The organism is Niabella aurantiaca DSM 17617 (assembly GCF_000374125.1).
Lineage (GTDB): Bacteria > Bacteroidota > Bacteroidia > Chitinophagales > Chitinophagaceae > Niabella > Niabella aurantiaca.
Genome location: NZ_KB893637.1, coordinates 426,424 through 443,929 on the forward strand (window position 1 = coordinate 426,424; position 17,506 = coordinate 443,929).

The 17,506-nt window shown below is 49.3% G+C and carries 17 protein-coding genes; 11 read left to right on the forward strand and 6 right to left on the reverse strand.

The features are described 5' to 3' along the window. Positions 1-237 precede the first annotated feature (237 nt). From B160_RS0115470 to B160_RS0115485, 4 genes are all read left to right on the forward strand, one after another. The gene (locus tag B160_RS0115470; protein ID WP_018628842.1) at positions 238-1,221 is read left to right on the forward strand and encodes an RHS repeat-associated core domain-containing protein; all 984 of its coding nucleotides are present in this window, start codon (positions 238-240) and stop codon (positions 1,219-1,221) included. Next, on the forward strand, positions 1,218-1,739 hold the full coding sequence (locus B160_RS0115475; RefSeq protein ID WP_018628843.1) for a hypothetical protein: 522 nt from the start codon (positions 1,218-1,220) through the stop codon (positions 1,737-1,739). The genes B160_RS0115470 and B160_RS0115475 overlap by 4 nt, the downstream gene beginning before the upstream one ends. 263 nt (positions 1,740-2,002) lie before the next feature. After that, a complete protein-coding gene (locus B160_RS0115480) occupies positions 2,003-2,233 on the forward strand; it encodes a hypothetical protein (protein WP_018628844.1) in 231 nt (76 codons plus the stop codon). 108 nt (positions 2,234-2,341) lie between these two features. Further along, on the forward strand, positions 2,342-3,271 hold the full coding sequence (locus tag B160_RS0115485; protein WP_018628845.1) for a Dyp-type peroxidase: 930 nt from the start codon (positions 2,342-2,344) through the stop codon (positions 3,269-3,271). Positions 3,272-3,286: 15 nt separating this feature from the next. On the opposite strand, the gene B160_RS0115490 is transcribed toward B160_RS0115485, so the two are convergent. Next, positions 3,287-3,976 carry an SMUG2 DNA glycosylase family protein gene (locus B160_RS0115490; RefSeq protein WP_018628846.1) on the reverse strand — a complete coding sequence of 230 codons (690 nt, stop codon included), beginning with the start codon at positions 3,974-3,976 and terminating at the stop codon, positions 3,287-3,289. A gap of 490 nt (positions 3,977-4,466) precedes the next feature. On the opposite strand from B160_RS0115490, the gene B160_RS0115505 reads away from it, so the two are divergent. From B160_RS0115505 to B160_RS0115530, 5 genes are all read left to right on the forward strand, one after another. Further along, on the forward strand, positions 4,467-5,015 hold the full coding sequence (locus B160_RS0115505; protein WP_018628849.1) for a DUF488 domain-containing protein: 549 nt from the start codon (positions 4,467-4,469) through the stop codon (positions 5,013-5,015). Between the two features lie 9 nt (positions 5,016-5,024). Further along, entirely contained in the window at positions 5,025-5,234 is a 210-nt protein-coding gene (locus B160_RS0115510) for a hypervirulence associated TUDOR domain-containing protein (RefSeq protein ID WP_018628850.1), read from the forward strand. A 491-nt stretch (positions 5,235-5,725) separates the two neighbouring features. After that, complete coding sequence (locus B160_RS0115520) at positions 5,726-7,060, forward strand: GntP family permease (RefSeq protein ID WP_018628852.1); 1,335 nt, start codon at positions 5,726-5,728, stop codon at positions 7,058-7,060. Beyond that, a complete protein-coding gene (locus B160_RS0115525; protein WP_018628853.1) occupies positions 7,060-7,356 on the forward strand; it encodes a hypothetical protein in 297 nt (98 codons plus the stop codon). The genes B160_RS0115520 and B160_RS0115525 overlap by 1 nt, the downstream gene beginning before the upstream one ends. A gap of 9 nt (positions 7,357-7,365) precedes the next feature. Next, positions 7,366-9,489, forward strand: coding sequence for a family 20 glycosylhydrolase (locus B160_RS0115530; RefSeq protein ID WP_018628854.1), 2,124 nt, complete (start codon positions 7,366-7,368; stop codon positions 9,487-9,489). Between the two features lie 35 nt (positions 9,490-9,524). On the opposite strand, the gene B160_RS0115535 is transcribed toward B160_RS0115530, so the two are convergent. Together B160_RS0115535 and B160_RS0115540 are read right to left on the reverse strand one after the other, a co-directional pair. After that, positions 9,525-10,238: a LytR/AlgR family response regulator transcription factor gene (locus B160_RS0115535; RefSeq protein ID WP_018628855.1), complete on the reverse strand. Its 714-nt coding sequence runs from the start codon at positions 10,236-10,238 to the stop codon at positions 9,525-9,527. Then, positions 10,235-11,290 (reverse strand): sensor histidine kinase, encoded by a 1,056-nt coding sequence (locus B160_RS0115540; protein ID WP_083927721.1) that lies wholly within the window; start codon positions 11,288-11,290, stop codon positions 10,235-10,237. Before B160_RS0115540 ends, B160_RS0115535 begins: the two co-directional genes overlap by 4 nt. Positions 11,291-11,521: 231 nt before the next feature. Between B160_RS0115540 and B160_RS0115545 the strand changes: the two genes are divergently transcribed. Then, entirely contained in the window at positions 11,522-11,977 is a 456-nt protein-coding gene (locus tag B160_RS0115545; protein WP_018628857.1) for a hypothetical protein, read from the forward strand. A gap of 284 nt (positions 11,978-12,261) precedes the next feature. Next, complete coding sequence (locus B160_RS0115550; protein WP_026309805.1) at positions 12,262-12,711, forward strand: SRPBCC family protein; 450 nt, start codon at positions 12,262-12,264, stop codon at positions 12,709-12,711. 72 nt (positions 12,712-12,783) lie between these two features. Here B160_RS0115550 and B160_RS0115555 read toward each other — a convergent pair whose 3' ends face one another. The 3 genes from B160_RS0115555 to B160_RS0115565 all read right to left on the reverse strand — a co-directional run bounded on the left by B160_RS0115555 (position 12,784) and on the right by B160_RS0115565 (position 16,950). Then, positions 12,784-13,230 (reverse strand): hypothetical protein, encoded by a 447-nt coding sequence (locus B160_RS0115555; protein WP_018628859.1) that lies wholly within the window; start codon positions 13,228-13,230, stop codon positions 12,784-12,786. A gap of 109 nt (positions 13,231-13,339) precedes the next feature. Then, entirely contained in the window at positions 13,340-13,999 is a 660-nt protein-coding gene (locus tag B160_RS0115560) for a response regulator (protein ID WP_018628860.1), read from the reverse strand. Beyond that, the gene (locus B160_RS0115565; RefSeq protein WP_018628861.1) at positions 13,996-16,950 is read right to left on the reverse strand and encodes a ligand-binding sensor domain-containing protein; all 2,955 of its coding nucleotides are present in this window, start codon (positions 16,948-16,950) and stop codon (positions 13,996-13,998) included. The genes B160_RS0115560 and B160_RS0115565 overlap by 4 nt, the downstream gene beginning before the upstream one ends. Positions 16,951-17,506: the final 556 nt, after the last annotated feature.

Consider the following 17,506-nt stretch of genomic DNA (forward strand, 5'->3'; position numbering starts at 1 on the left):
TTAATTCTTACAGCTTTCTTTGCTTTTAAGAGAAAATGGAAGATGTTTTTTATAGTTTTTTCTTTTGATATAGTTCTGTTGTTGTATCCAGTATTAACTAATGCATGACTGAAGAGTGTTATTTATAGGGCCCCGTCTCAAAAATCATTCTTGGAACTGTAAGGGCGGTTCCGTCCGGATAGTAGCACTTTTACAGCCGATTATTTTCTGAAGGATCATTTGGGTAATGTACGGTCAATGATCAATGAGAATAAGACCCTGCTGGAGGAGACACATTATTATCCATTCGGCTTGACAATGAAAGGTATCGGGTATCAGAATACAACAATAACAAGCAATAAATATAAATACAATGGGAAAGAAGAACAAAGACAAGAATTCAGTGATGGTTCAGGTCTTGAGTGGTTGGATTACGGAGCGAGGTTCTATGATGCACAAATAGGAAGGTGGGGTGTTATAGATCCAAAAGTTGAAAAATATCATGAACTAACACCATATGATTATGCCTTAAATAATCCAATTATCTATGTTGACCCTGATGGTAAGGATGGCGGTGTATCAGTTCACGGTGACACAATATCAATTAATACCACAGTATATGTAATGGGAGTGGATGCAGCTAAACGTGTAGCTCAATTAAACAAGTATGTAGAAGATAATCAAGCCCTTACTCATGGCACTTATAAGGATGAGAATGGAAAAATATGGAGAATAGAAACAAATGTGACATATGCACTCGCATCTGAAGAAATGCGGAAAAGTAAAGATCCTGGAGCTGGTAATAATCTCATGGAATTTACAAATGAAATGAAGACAGGAGACGCATCTGTAACTAATATACATCAGGATTATATAAAAAATGAAAAAGGCGTTGTGATAGGAAAGAGTGAATACTATAAAACGGGAAATTATATAAAAATGAATGCTCAAAATGACTATTATGCGTCTCCTGCAACGGGATTTCATGAAACATATCACGCTCTGGGACTGTCAGATAGATACTATGATACCTATCCAAATAGAGTAAGAACGAGTACTCCCAATAGTAAGGAATTTATTGGAGACGTAATGGGGACAGGCAAAGCAATAAAAGTAGAAGGGGTTCATTGGAATAACTGGGGTAATTATATATTAAAACAAGGTAAGAATAGTTTTATTTTAAATAAAGTAGTAGATAGACCTGCGGCATCAACATACGAAAAGAACAAAAAACTTTTATGAATATGAATAGCATTCGATTTGGTTTGCTTTACTTTGTTTTTCTATTTTCCTGTAATCATTCAACAGTCAATACGGTCAATAGATATCCGGTAAAGCAAAAAAAAGGATATCTTTTAATTACGGGACAGGATGAGGTACTTTTTTTTCCTGATAATTCGGCTAAAGCGAATTGGTCTTTAGATGATATTCCAAAGTCAAATGGATTTCAAATAAGAGGCAATACGACATATGACCTATATAAAATACGACGAATAGCACCAAAAATACAGGTGAAAATGAAGTTTTTCTCTGAAGATGGATCAAGTAAACTAATCGCATATGACATACGGGCCATTCCAGTGAAAATAAAGTATAGTTTATATAATTCACAGCTTCCAAATCGTGAAGGTGCGGTTGCTTTTGAATTTAATGGGCGGCATTATTCTTATGATTATAGTGATGATTTTGATGGCTCGATTGATGAATTTATTCCAATAAATAAGAATGACCTGGAAAAATTTAGAGTCTATAAGGAATGAAAACATTGTTATTATTATCCGTTCGGGTTGACGATGAAAGGAATTTTCATAAGCGCGACCGGTAGTTTGCACAATAAAGAAAAGACGTTCCAGGATTAACAGACGGATGAAGATCTGGATTTGAACTGAACCCGCTTCAAATGTCGTAACAATGATCCGCAGCTCGGAAGATTTATGCAGATTGACCCTAAATCAGATGATTACAGATACTATAGCAATTACGCATTCACTGTAAGAATACGGATGATGACTACGCCTATGATGTGAACGGCAATCTGGTCAAAGACCAGAACAGGAACATCAGCAGCATTACGTATAATATTTTAAATTTACTCAAGCAAATTGATGTGACCGGTAAGAGGACGATCACCTGTCAATACAATGCGGCGGGTAATAAGCTCAGCAAAACGGTGAATGAGACCGGCCAGCCTCAGAAAGTGACCACCTATGTGGGTAGAATGATCTTTGAAAACAATGTATTGCAGCATATATGATGCTTTCGGAGAGGGGCGGGTGCTTACCCGCATTCCCCGGAATAAAGTTGCAAACGCATTTCGGTTTTCAACGGGAAAACGCTTAAATTGGTTGCATAAATTGGTATTATGGATCCCCAACCACAGAATGTATTGGATTACCACAGTGCGAATGCCCTGTATATGGTCTGGAACTTTAAAGAAGGAGCCGCTGTTCAGGATGTTTTTAAAAGGGTTTGTGCATTGGTGATCAATCTCAATCATTCCGCATATACCCGTTTTCCTGATGGCGGGGTGAGTTGTGTGATGGGGATCGGCCACGATGCCTGGCTCCAATTGGGGCTGCCGGTTCCGCTGCCCAAAGAACTGGAAAACTTTGAACCCGTTGTGGGGCAAAAGCATACAGCCGTTTCCACGAAAGGAGATCTGCATTTTCATCTCCGCGGCAACTCGGACAGCATCTGCTATGATATGGCTGCAGACCTGTCGGCGGTGCTGGACCCGGTAGCGGCCTGTGTTGAGGAAGTGCATGGCTTCCGGTATTGGGACGGGCGCTCGATCATCGGCTTTGTGGATGGAACGGAAAATCCGCAGGGGGCTGGGGAGCGCGCTTATTTTGGCCTGGTTGGCGATGCGGACCCGGCGTACCGCGGAGGCAGCTATTTGTTTGTTCAGAAATATATGCACGACCTGGCGGCATTTAAAGCATTGCCTGTGGAAGAGCAGGAACGGGTGATCGGCCGGTATAAATACAGTGATGTGGAGATGCCGGATGGGGTCAAGCCGGGGAATGCGCACTCAGCCCTGGCCAATGTGGGGGACGACCGGAAGATCATCCGGGACAATATGCCTTTCGGGAATATGGCCCGTAATGAAATGGGTACCTATTTTATTGCGTATGCCAGCACTTTCAGTACGGTTAAAGAGATGCTGACCCGGATGTTTACCGGTGATCCTGAAGGCAATTACGACCGGCTGCTGGATTTCAGCTCGGCAAAAACAGGTACGCTGTTCTTTGCGCCCACGCTGGATATGCTGAAGGATTTCTCCGGCGGCTGATCTCCGGCAACCGGATCAGCGATCTTCCAGGGCGGCCAGGTACTTATCAATATATTCCTGTTTGTATCTTGACCGGTATTGTTGTATAAAACGCGGATGCTCCAGCGTAATGAGCCGGCCGAACAGGTGCTCGGTTTTGTTGATCTTACTGATAAAGGACTCGTTTTTCTTTCCCAGCACGTATGCTTTGTCCGTATTCAGCCCCAGGGCAATATGCTGTCGCAGACTCTTGATCATAAAAGGTTTTACAGCTTCAAATAAGGCGGGATCATCGTAGTAGTTTGCGTTCAGCCATTTGCCGGGTGCTGCATGTCGCACTATAGCCAGCGGGAAAGGAGAGTTAATATAAAAATGACCATAAAAACGGTCCACGCCTCCATATTGAGCGATCACATCGTACAGGAACACTGAAGAAACTTCATGGGATGCGACAGACTGCATGGGAATGCCGCATACTTTATCCAGCCGCTTGGTATCGGTAAACGGCACACCCGTCAATCCGGCGCCGTGGCGGCTGGGATTGATACCGATAATAAACTTTCTTTGATGTTGGTCATTGTAAAATTTGTGGTAGAACTGTTCCATCACCTGCATCGTTTCGGGGTTCTCGCGAAAAGGGTTGAGCACTCCGAAGCCTTTGGGCAGCGGGCCGGTGTATTGGAGCTTCCTGTTAAAGGAAATGATCTTTTCTGCTATTGTTTTCAATCTTCTCTTTTACAGGCTAAATTATAACTTATTTCTGTTGCTGCCATTCCGGTGGTATTTCTTCCGGCTACGGGCAGCATCTCTTCCGGCGATGCCCGGCATGCTTCTGATCCGTGAAGATGCAAATGCCGGTAGCCAGCCATGCGTATGTTATGCGCTGCTGCAGGATAAAAATAGAATGTGAGATGGTATCAAAAGTCGCTTTATAGCGTGTTGTCGTTCTGAACTTGTTTCAGAATCCATTGATAGATAACTATTATTAGATACGGAAACAGGTTGCCAATGACGAATGAAAGACTTTTACAACCTCTACGGCTCCTGCGCCGCGCAAATGCTGTTGGTTGAGTCGGAGGGCGGCCTGAACCTTTGCAAACAGCAGGTAAAGGACCTCTTTTTATTCAATAGGTTACCTTTACACCGGCAAACAACATTCGGCGCACCCTTTGCAGATGCAGGTATGCGCCGGTAACGTTGATCGCCTGTTACGACTATGGAACCGGGAAACAAACATACGATCTATACCATCGGGCATTCCACGCACCCCTTAGATGTTTTTATAAGAATGTTGCAATCCTTTCAGATCCGGGCCCTGACAGATATCCGCCGGTTTCCGGGATCACGGAAATATCCTCATTTTAACAGGGAACCATTGATGGCGGCGTTGCAACAGGCCGGAATTGCCTATGTGCATCTGGAAGATTTGGGCGGGCGGAGAAAAACAACGGAAGGCTCAAGGAACAACCGCTGGCGAAAAGATGCGTTCCGGGGGTATGCGGACTATATGGAAACAGAAGCTTTTAAGGTGGCAGCAGCTGTCCTGGAATCCATAGCGCTGCAACAGCCCACAGCTTATATGTGCGCGGAAGCCGTGTGGTGGCGTTGTCACCGCGCGCTGGTATCCGATTATCTGAAAGCAAAAGGCTGGGCGGTATGGCATATCATGGCAGAAGGCAAGGCCGCCCCGCATCCTTATACGGCTGCAGCCTGTGTAAAGAACGGGCATGTTTTTTATACGGATGAAGATTTGTTCACCGACTAAAAACCGGTTATGAAAACAAAATTTAAAGTAGGCGATGTTGTCAGCTGGAACTCTGAAGCGGGAAGGGTTTCCGGAACGATCATCGAAGTGCATACGAAAGACTTCGCTTATAAAGGCTACACGCACCATGCCACGGAAGATGATCCGCAGTATGAGATCAAAAGCAGCAAATCGGATCATATTGCAGCGCATAAAGGATCGGCATTGACCCGGGGTTAAGCAGGAGCGGGACCCACGGGGCTGTTAAGATCTATGGACACCGGGTAGCTGTTGCGGCGAAGAATACCCTGGTACAATGGTGCGCCATGGCCGTCAACTATGGTTCAGGCCTATAATGTCCTTGTTTCCATTGCAGATTTTTACAAGGAACCGGGGTTGGTTGCTGATACATAAGGGCAATGCGGCTGCCGGTTTGCACGCATGCTTACAAGCAGGCGTTACCCTGACTTATAAAAAGCCATTGGTCCGTATCTGTTAAAGTTCCGAATTGATGCCGGGTTAAAAGCATACAAATAATGTGTCGGGGGCCATCAGCACGGTACATTTCCGCTGGGGTTAAATGTTGGGACCGCTTTGCTTTTCGCTTGAGTTAAGGGCCGGGGATGGCGCTGGGATCGCGGGTGCAGGGCTTTGGTTTTCCTGTGCACCCCTCCTGTAAAGGGAATGCATCCTGAATGCCCGGATATAAAGAATTATTTATAAATTGCCGCATGCTTGCTTCACCCGTTTTTATGATCTCATTGGCGCTGGTGACCGGGATCGGTCTCATCATTCTTTTAAGCACCCGCTATAAAATACATCCTTTTTTTTCCCTGGCCCTGGCCTGTTTTGTGACCGGTGGGCTGGGCGGGCTGGATGCTTCCTTTATCCTGACCACCATGAAGGAAGGCTTTGGAAAGATCATGAGCTCCCTGGGCTTCATCATCGCCCTCGGCACTGCGCTGGGAATGGTCCTGCAGGCCAATGGTGCTACCACGGCAATGGCGAATGCCCTTATTCGATGTGTGGGAGGCAAACGGGCTGCCTTTGCCATGAGCCTGACCGGTTTCATCGTAGGGCTTCCGATCTTTTGCGACTCGGGCTACGTAGTATTGAATGGACTGAACCAGTCCATGATCCGGAGAACGGGTGTTGCAACGGCCATTATGAGCACGGCAATGGCTACCGGTCTCTATGCAGTGCACTGTTTAATACCGCCGCACCCGGGCATTACAGCTGCGGTGGGAACCCTGAATGCAGACCTGGGACGGGTGATCCTTTATGGGTTGCTGGTGGCGGTTCCGGCAATGCTGGCCGGTTATTGCTGGGCGGTATGGAAGGGCCGCGGGTTTCCTGAAACAGATGCCGGCCAGGATCCCGCGGTATCACAGCCGGATGGCATTGCGCCGCTGCCGGGAGCGGGGATCTCGTTTATCCCTGTGGTGGTACCCGTGGTCCTGATCGCCCTGAGGGCGCTGGTGCCCCAACCGGACAATGCGGTTTTCGGAGCACTCCTGATGACGGGCGATCCGTCCATAGCCCTGGCCATCGGCCTGGTGCTGGCCTGGTGCATTCCCAAAAAATGGGAAAAGAATGAAGCCGGCCGGCTGATGCATCATGGCCTGGAAAAGGCCGGCGGCATTCTGGTGATCATCGGCGCCGGCGGCGCTTTCGGAATGATCATCCATGCCCTGAAACTTCAGGACCATCTTGCGGATATACAGGGGGTAAAAGCGCTGGGCGTGTTTTTCCCCTTCCTGGTAGCGGTGATCCTGAAAACGGCACAGGGCTCATCAACAGTTGCCGTTCTGACGGCCGCTTCCATTGTGCTGCCGTTCCTGCCGGGGTTGGGGCTGGATACGGAAAACGGAAGGGTGATCGCCGTATTGGCCATGGGGGCAGGATCGATGGCCCTGTCGCATGTCAATGATGCTTATTTTTGGGTGGTGACCAATTTTTCAGGACAGGAATTGAAACCGGTGCTGCAGGTGTACAGCCTGGCTACCGTCTGGATGGCCGGCACGGCCATGCTGGCGGTTTATTTATTATCCTTAATCATCTTGTAATGAAGATTGTTATTGCGCCCGGTGCATTTAAGAGCCGTCTTCCCACAGCAAGGGTGCAGGAGGGGCGCGCAGTGGTTTTTGCCGGGGAGCTGGCTTGCTGCCGGGTTGGGGATGGCAGTGACGGAACGGGCAGCTTGCTGCGGCAATACCTGGATGTCATGGCCCTTCCCGCAGCCATGGATGATCCGCCGGGCAGTAACCACGACCGGCGCAGCAGTGCAGGCGCTGGAAAACGGCCGGCTTCCGGGAAATACCACCGGTTGATCATTGGTGGAAGACCGGACCGCAGGATATAAATTTGAAAAATGATGAATCTTAGAAATGGCTTGCTGTTCCTGTTGCTGCTGGTGATACAGCCCGCAGCCGGTCAGCAGGATACGGGCGGGCAATGGCAGTCGCCGCATACAATGGAAGTATTGAACGCTGCACCGGTGGCGCTGATCCCCTTTCCACAGGAAGTGGTATGGACCGGGCAGCCGTTGACATTGCGGGGAGAGATGATCCTCGAAGTGCAGGATGCTGTTGGACGCCTGGCGGATAACGCAGTCCGGTCATTAAAGGAGCTGCTGCAGGCATACCAGATACAGATGGGAACCGGCAGCGATCAAACCAAGGACGCTCCCCGCATCCTTTTTGTTAAAAAAGCACAGTCTGCAGCAGAAGGCTACCAGCTGCGGGTGACCCCTTCCGTTATTTCGATCGCTGCAAATGACGCCCCGGGGTTTTATTACGGGGTGCAAACGCTTCGGCAGTTGCTGGCGCAGAAGACAGCGAAGGACCAGGTATATGGTTGCTCCATCAACGATTGGCCGGCATTCGGACTGCGGGGCTTTATGCATGATAACGGCCGCAATTTTCAGCCGGTAGCGCTGTTAAAAGCCCAGCTGGAAAAGCTTTCCTGGTATAAATTCAATACTTTTCACTGGCATTTAACGGATAACCCGGCGTGGCGCCCGGAAAGCAGGATATATCCGCAGCTGAATGACCCGGCAAACCGGAAAGCCGGACGCGACCCGGATAGCTCGTATTCGTTTGAGGAAATAAGGGCACTGATCGCATTTGCCCGTGAACGGTCCATCCGGATCATACCCGAGCTGGATATGCCGGGTCATAGCCGGTATTTTGAGCCCACTTTCGGGTTTAAGATGGAGAGTGAGCAGGGGATGGCTGTGCTGGAAAAACTGATCGATGAATTTTGTGCGCAGATACCGGCGGAAGATTGCCCTGTGATCCATATCGGCTCGGATGAAGTAGGGATCCCCAACCCGGAGGCCTTTATCCGGCGCATCACCGATCGCGTCAAACAGCACGGCCGGCAGGTAATGGTCTGGAATCCGGGCCTGCCGCCGGAACCGGGCACCATCGAACAACATTGGCGGGATGAGGGCAGCGCCGGTATCAAAAACAACGGTAACCCGGTGGTGGATTCCTATTCAGGATATTTAAATTATTTTGATGCATATAGCCTGATACAACGTTATTTTTTTCAGCAGATCTGTAACCAGCCCCGGGGCGACCGTCATGCATGGGGCGGCATTGTATGTTGCTGGCCCGATGTGCGGGTGGATGATAAGAGCAGGATCCTCCTGCACAATCCTGTATGGCCCGGCGCCATCACCTATAGCGAGGCGGCCTGGTGCGGCAGACCGGGTTATAACAGGATCTATATGAATGAACTTCCTCGCCGGGGTACACCTGCCAATAGCTATTTCCGGGAGTTTGAAAGCCGTATGGCGCGGCACCGGTTATTGTTTTTTGCCGATGCCCCCTTTCCTTATAATGCATTGGGGGATATGGAGTGGACCATGACCGGCCCTTTTTACCGGGGTAAGGAAGACGCCCAGTATAAGGCCTTTGCACCGGAGCTGGATGCGGATCCCGGTAACACGGTCCGCAGCCGTATTGTTGCAGGAGGAACCTTCCGGTTCGCGGATATGCTGGGTGCAAAATCATTGAGCCCTTTGGCGAACGAAACCCTGTACCTGACCGGGTATATCCATGCAAAAACAGACCGGACGATATATGCTATTACCGGCTTTGAAACAGCCGCGCGCAGTAACCGGCGTAGCGGCGGCATTCCGCAGAACGGTAAATGGGATGCGAACGGCGGCGCCATTTTTGTGAATGGTACGGAACTGGCTGGTCCCGTTTGGAACAACCCCGGAGGAAACCGGTACCTGAAAGCTACCTGGGGAACTCCCGCCAATGAGATACCGTTTACAGATGAAGCGTTCTATTGGAGCCGGCCACCCGCAAAGATCCTCCTGAAGAAAGGCTGGAATAAAATAGTAGTGCGGGTGCCCCGTGCTTACCGGGAGCAGAACTGGAGCTTCGCTTTTGTTCCCGTTAAAAAGGACGGCAACGGAACCTGGGAACGGGATGAAAATGTGCGGGTGGATGCACATGCTCCTTTGTCGTCGCGGAACTGAAATAAGCAATGCTGTTCGGTTAAAAGGTATGCCTGTTATAAAAAGCCGGGGATCTGTTTGCCCAGTTCTTCGCGATACACCCTCCCGATGGGGATGAGGTGCTCTCCAATGATGATACGGTTCCCCGAGATCCGCTGTATCCGGCTTTGTGCGACAATAAAGGATTTATGTACCCGGATGAAAGCAGGCCCGGGGAAAAGCTCCTGCATGGATTTGACAGAGCCCTTAACAACGGTTTTACCGGTAACCGAATGAATGATGGCATAATCTTTCAGCCCCTGGATAAAGAGGATATCCGCCAGGAACAATTTTATTTTTTCCACACCGCTTTTTACAAAAATAAATTCCCGGTTGTTTCCGTTCCGTTCCAGATCCGCTCCGTTTTTTTGCAAGGTCAGAAAATCCAGGATCTTTTCTATCGACTGGTTAAAGCGGCTTTGGGCAACCGGTTTCAGGAGGAAATCGATCACGCCCAGTTCAAAGCCTTCAAAAGCATAGTTACGGAATGCCGTGGTAAATACCGTTACGGGTGGTTGTGGCAGGCTGCGCAGTAAGGCGATGCCGCTGATCTCCGGCATTTCAATATCCAGGAACAGCGCATCTACGGGATGATCCCTCAGGTAGCGCAATGCCTCAAACGCGTTGCCGAAAGCGCCGGCAAGCGTTACCCCGGGTAATGATGCCATAAAGCCCGTTAATATTTCCCGGGCCAGCGGTTCATCATCCACGATCGCACAGTTTAATTTCATAAACGGATCTTTAAGGTAACAATGTATGCGCCGGGCGGCTCTGCCGTGCGCAGTTCATGCCGGCCGGGGTACAACAACTCCAGTCTTTTCTTTAAATTCTGCAGGCCAATGCCCCCTTTGCGCGTTGCTGCCGCATCGGACCGGCTGTTGGCCAGCCGCAGGTCCAGCACGGTTCCGGTGTTGATATGGAGGTGTAAGAAAGCCTTGTTCCCTGCAGTGCCAAGACCGTGTTTAATGGCGTTTTCCAGCAAGGGCAGGATCAGGAACGGAGGCAGCAAACACTGATCGGCTGCTCCGTTGACCGTTATGCGGATATCGGCCTGGCGATCCGACCGCAGCCGTTCCAGTTCAATATAGTTTTGCAGGTAAGCCAGCTCCTTTTTTAACGGGATGCATTCTTCATTGCTTTCATAAAGCATGTATTCCATCAGTTCCGAAAGCTTGAGCACTACTTCGGGTGCTTCGTCGGACTTTTTTAAGGTAAGCGCATAAAGGGTATTCAGCGCGTTGAACAGGAAATGCGGATTCACCTGCGCACGCAGAAAATCCACCTCGGCATTCAGTTTCTCCACCCTGATCTGCTGGATGAGGAGCTGCTGCCCATACCAGTCGATGCTCAGTTTCAGCGCCAGCATCAGCCCGAGATACCAGAGCGTACTGAAAAAATTGTAGGACAGGGTTTCTGCCAGGGTACTGTTGCGCATGGGGCCGATCACGTATCCATAGAGGAAATGATCAAACAGGCTTTGTATCGTAAGATAGCCGGCCACCGACAAAAGCAGTGCGGCGATATAAGCGCCATAGCGCTTCTTCATCAGGTAGCGGGGTAAAAAATAATGCAGGTTAAGGTAGGCGATCGCCATTAACAGCAGGATCCGTACAGAAACACAGGCAATGAAATAAGGAAGGCTGGCCTTTTGGATGAGGTATCGCTTTTCATAAAGAAAGAACCCCGTGATCAGCAACCAGTATGCGCTGTGCACGAGGACGTACCGGACGGATACCCTTCGTTTCGAAAACGGCAATGATATGCTTCTGTTCCACAAAATCATTTTAGTGGTTGTTCTGTGTAAAAGAAATCAAAGCGATGGACCTGGCAAAATTATATCGACCAACGGCGTCGATCGTAGAGGAACGTAAATAATAAAAAAAGTAACAACCGGTGCATCCCGTTCGTCTACTATTCCGGGCGCTGCTCTATTATTTTTTTATCCCGTTTTTCTTACTGCTAATATTGTATCCGGAGCATTCAAACAACAATTATTCACCTAAAACATTTTACAATGCAATCTACTACATTTAACCGCCCGTTTGTAAAATTATTTACGCTCGTGGTATGCTGTCTTTCGGTATTGAGCTTTACGACAAAGCTGGGGCTTGACAGTTACGAGATCTATCTGAACAGCAGGCTTCTTTTGAAACAATCGGTTAACCAGCCGCTGGATTTACGGAAGCTGCAGCTGAACCGGACCGCAGCCGGCGACCAGCTGCGCATTTATTACCGGCATTGCCATACGCCCAACGTAGGTACGGACCGGAGCCTGATCATTAAAGACGGGAAAGGACATGCATTAAAAAAATGGACCTTCACCAATGTCAGCGGTTCCGATCTGGGTATGGTGATCCCTGTGAAAGAATTATTGCGGCTGAAAAAAGAAAATCCACAGCAGGAGCTTCGTATCCATTATTTCTCCCGGGAACTTTCCAAAGGAGAAATGCTCGCGTCGCTCCGTTTTTGACCGGGGCAGCAGACTCTTTATCTTCCGGCTGAAGACCGCAGCAGCGCACCCGGTGTACTTTGGGGTGCGCTGCTGGTTTCTTATTCCCTGGATCCGGCGGCAGGGACTCTTTCGTAAAATGCCCTGCATATTGTCGTATCCTACCTCGTTCAACGCCGGATTTTAAGGGGATCTTTGTGAAGCAAAGGTTGATGAATGCGGTCAACTTAGCCGTGGAGCAGGAACCATACAAAAACGGGCGGAACCGAAAAGCCATACGAGTAGGAAATGATAAAAAGTATTTTATGTCAGACAACAAAGTTTCATTACACAGAGTTCTTAAGGCATCCCCTGATAAAGTATATCGGGCTTTTACCGACGCCCTGGCGATCGCTTCCTGGCTGCCGCCTTATGGTTTTCTTTGCACCGTGCACGAAATGAATGCGCAGGTGGGTGGATCCTATAAAATGTCGTTCCAGAATTTTACAACCGGGAACAGCCATTCGTTCGGCGGTGCATATGTAGCGCTGGAACCCAATACATTTCTGAAGTACACCGATCAGTTTGACGATCCCAACATGCCGGGCGTTATGACAACCTCTGTATGGCTCGGGAAAACTTCTGTGGGCACAGAGCTGAAAGTATTGCAGGAAGGCATACCGGCAATGATCCCTGCAGAAATGTGCTACCTGGGTTGGCAGGAATCACTGGAAAAGCTGGCGAAGCTGGTTGAGCCCGAAATACCGGATGCCTGAGGCCAGGCAGTCCTGATCAGGAATAGGAGCGGTCCTTCGGAAACAAACGGAGGCACCGCTTTTTTTGATGCATCATTTATCCGCCCTGCGGAATTTGGAGATCAACCCCGTTTCTCCATCATCGTTCACCCGGATATTGTACAGGTGGTCTTTGCCGTAAAGTACTACCAGGTATTGTGTCCCGGAGCGGTTGGATACTTCGGTAACCCCGTAGATGTCCTGTTTTTTATAGGCGGCTTTTATTTTGGAGGCGATGTACGGTGGTAAATATTCCGGGGTATAATAGCGTACCGTTTGCAGCAGGTCGCCATGCGCATTGAACCGGGCCCAGATCCTTATATTGTCTGCTTTGAACCGCGCGTCTGTAACTCCGGCGGTACTGCTCCAGCTTACGGACAGGGCTTCTTTGAACAGATGCCGGAAATTTTGCAGTATTTTTTCGTTGACGGCCGGCGCTGTTGCGTTTGCGGACAAGCTTACACATTGTACCCACAGTGCTGCGATCAGTAATTTTTTCATGTTGTATGATTTTGCAGGTGAACGATTTTGTTCGCTGTTCTTACAGCATGAAGTTAGCACGGATTCTGATCCTGCATATCCCCCTTTTTGCGTGAAAAATTGGTCCGGGCTAAATATACCGGCCTTCCCTTGCTACTTTTATCGCTTCATCGCGCGAGTTGACGTCTAACTTATGATAAATGTTTTTGATATGCGACTTTACCGTTTCCAGGTCTATGAACAGCTCTGCCGCGATCTTTGAGCGGCTCTTACCGTCGGCCACGCGCTCCAGTATTTCTGTTTCCCTTTTGGTCAGCGGTGTATTTAAGTTTTTTTGAAAGTGCTGCATTACCTGCAGGGCAATGCCCGCGCTCATGGCGCCGCCCCCGTTTACCACTTCTTTGATATGGTCTTTTATCTTGCTGAAATTGGTGTTCTTGGTCAGGTAACCCGACGCGCCGTTCTTTAATGCGGTAAAAATGAATTCCGGATTTTCATGTACTGTCAGCATAATGATGCGCACCTGGGGAAGCGTTTTTTTGATAAGGGGGAGCGCATCCACGCCTTTCATTCCCGGTAACTGGATGTCCAGTAAAAGGATATCGGGGCAGGCTGCTTCCAGGTGCTTCAGCGATGCCTCTACAGAAGGGTAGTCGCCGGAAATAAAAAAATCCGGATCTGCCTGCAGCAGGCTTACATAGCCTTTCCGGATGATCTCATCGTCCTCGATAATGCAAACATTAATGAGCGGATCTGGTGGGCGGGTATGGCTCGTGGCGGAGTACATCATGTTTTATTGATTTTAAGTAGTGCATCGCGCGTATTAAAAATAACACGGCAGGTGGTGCCGGTTTGCTTTTCGGAATGAATGGTCACCGTGCCATTGATCTTTCCTGCCCTGCGGCGGATATTGCTCAGCCCGTTTCCCGTCTGGCCGTTCACATCAAAACCGATGCCGTCATCGGCAAAATCGATCTGCACCGTGCCGGCTTCTTCTTTGCAGGCGATCGTAACGCTGGTGGCATATGCATGCCGCATGGTATTGCTCAGCAGCTCTTTGAAGATCATAATGATGTTACGGTTATATCCCGCGGGGATCCTTGTGCCGGTCCCGATTTGCTCCAGCCCGGTAAAAACAAGCCGCACATCGGTATCGCTGAAAAGCTCAACGGCGGTCTGCCGGATCGTATGGATCACTTCTTTAAGATTGTCGCTTTCTTTTGTAAGCGACCAGATGATCTCTTTGGTACCGGCATAAAGGCTCAGGGCGTTTGATTTTATCTGGAGGATGATCTTATTCCGTTCTTCATCTGCCGGGTCGGTTTTATGCGCTAAGACATCCGCCAGTACAGATATCCGGGTTAGCTTGTTCCCCAGTTCATCATGAAAGTCCTCGGCGGTCTGTGTGCGTATTTTTTGCTGTTCCTGCTCTTTTATCAGGCGGATCTCTTTGGCCCTTTTCCTTTTTTGGTTTGCATAGGCCCGCTGCAGCAGTACGCCCATGAGTATCAGGCCCAGGATCACCAGTACGCGGAACCATACGGTTTGATAATAGGGTGTGGTAATGGTAAACGGGTATTCAACCGTGTTTGCAGAAGGGATGCCGTTTTTTGTGAAGGACCGGACCTTAAACACGTAGCGCCCCGGCGGCAGGTTCTTATAATTCAGCACGGTTTCCTTTTGCAGGGGGGAGAATGCGGTATCATAGCCGGCGAGCTGGTAGGCATACAGGAGGGAGGCGGGATCGCGGAGGTAAATTCCCTTAAAGCTGAAAGAGATGCTGTTGCTGGTATATGCGATCGCCGGATCTGCCGGCAGGTGCTCGCGGGCGGGCAGGCTGTTGATGCGGAGCTCCTGCATTCCGGGAAAGGAGACGGACTCCATAACCGTGACCGGTTTGCCGGTTTCCCTGCTTTTGTCGTCCGCAGGGTTGTACCTAAAGGCGCCCTTTGTGGTCCCGATCCAGATCTGATGCTCCTGGTCTTCGATCATGGCATTGAGGTTGGTTTCTGAAGGGTCATAGCCATCTGCAACGGTGTATTGCTTTACATGAAAGCCGGCGGTGGCCGGATTAAAGGCAACCTCCTGCACGCCGGAGCTGCTGCCCGCCCACAGGTTCCCGCGCGAATCGTTCATTAACGCAAAGATGTTATTGTCGGCCAGGCCCTGCTCTTTGCTGCAGGGGATCACCTGGTTGGTTTTCTGATCCCAGAAGAACAGGCCTTCGTCAAAGCTTCCGATAACAATATAGTGGCGGTACCGTTCAAAGCAGGAAATATTGACGCCGTCAAGCCCGGCGATGTTTAATTTTTTTGGGGCACCGCCGGGCGAATAGAAAAAGAGCCCCTGGTCGCTGCCCATTAAAAAAGCATCCTTGCTCAGCTGAATGGAGTTGACCAGGGATCGCAGCCCTCTGATCTTTTGTACATGATCGCCCTCCAGCCAATAGCCGCCCTCCATGGTATGCACCAGTACTTTGTTGTTATAGGCCCTGATGGTGTAAATGCCCGGCCGGTGTTTCCGGTCCAGGATTATTTCTGATATATGCCCGCCGCGGATCTTTAGCAACCGGCTATCCATGGTGCCTGCATAAATATTTCCGGAGGCGTCTGCGCCCAGGCAGTTGATGCCATAGGTACTGAATTCTGAATAGTCGGTGGAAGTGAATGTTTTTTTTGCCGGATCAAATCGCAGCAGTTTCCCCTCCCGGGTGCCCATCCATAAACGGCCGTCCACTGCCCGGGCAAAGCCCATCAGCACATTGCCGGTGAGCCCGGTGTTTTTGTCATACCTGATAAAAGCACCTCCGCAGTATTTAAAGAGTCCGTCACCGTCGGAACCGATCCACAAATGCTGATCGGTATCTTTGTAGATGGTATGGATCATGTTGTCGGAAAGGCCATTGGCGGCGTTCATCCGGTTCGCAACAGACAGATCTGCTGCATCGACAACCAGCACGCCCTTTGCAGAAGCCAGCCAGAGCGTGTTGCCCCGGTCCATACCTGCAGACCGGAAGGCGCCCTGCAGCTTCTTTCTCCGGACAACCACACCGTTCTGTATTTTTAACAGCGTGCTTTTATTGGTTACCGCGTAATAGAAGCCATTGCCTTCTGTCATCAACCGCACATATTCCTGTTGCTCTAACCCGGGGATCTTGAAGCCTCTGGTCCATTGACCGTTCTGTAGCTGGTAAAATCCATGCTGGTCGATATAAGCCCATACCTTACCTGCAGCGGTGCGGTACAGGCAGGTAACGGCGTTGTTTTCGGCAGGAGTTGTTTGCTTGACGATCTTCGTTCCCTTTACCACGAAGATGCCGTTCCGGGGATCATGCGCATAAACAGTTCCGCTGGTATCTTCAGTGATCGTTCTGAAATTCAGGTGGCTGTCCTGAGCCGGCAGGGCGAGGTTCTCAAAGCGGTGACCATTGTAGCAGGAAAGTCCTTTGGAAGTGCCCACCCATATAGCGCCGCCGCGGGAGCAGTATAAAGCGGTTATGGTATTGGAACGGATGCCGTCTTTTTTTGAAAAGGTTTCAAAATGCATACCGTCAAAACGGTTTAAGCCGGCAATGGTGCCTACCCACAGGTAATGCTGCTGATCCTGTACGATGCTGGTAACCTGGGACTGGCTCAATCCTTTGTCTACATTAAAATTCTCGATGGGCAGGCGCTGGCAGTAGCCTGTGTCAAAGAGAAGGAGGAGCAAACACAAAACGGATATGGCAATGATCGGCTTCACGAAGTCCGGACGTTTTTTAAATTTATTCCTAAGATATTGCGCCTGCCGGATATTTAAATGTTAAATATAAAATCTGCTGTTTGAAAAAGCAGGTAGTAGAAACCACCTGCGGTGCAATTTTCTTAACAAAAATTACATGAGAATATTTACCTGTCTTTTTAAGATCCGGGCAATTGTTTTTTGCTTCAGTGCCGCTTGTAAAACAAAGATAGCGGCCTTGCGGGATAAAGGCATCCCCCGTTTAGAGGGATTTTGACGGAACCGGCCGATCGCTGCTGCATAGCCATTGCAGCAGCTTTACCGGTTTACCGGATACGGGGCCGTGAAACGTTTCGAAAATAAATTTTAAAAAAATAACATTTGTAGTGGAGGATCGTCTTAACTTTGGGTGCGCTAAAACGTTCATACTATTGAGCCAATACTAAAGATGATTATAAGTTTTGTGTAAAATATAATGAGCGCTATTGGCGGTACCAGGTGCTGCGAACAACAAGGCTAATCGCTCGCTGAGAATGAGCCGCATTGTTGCTTTTCAGAAAGGGTTGATGGGCGTGCC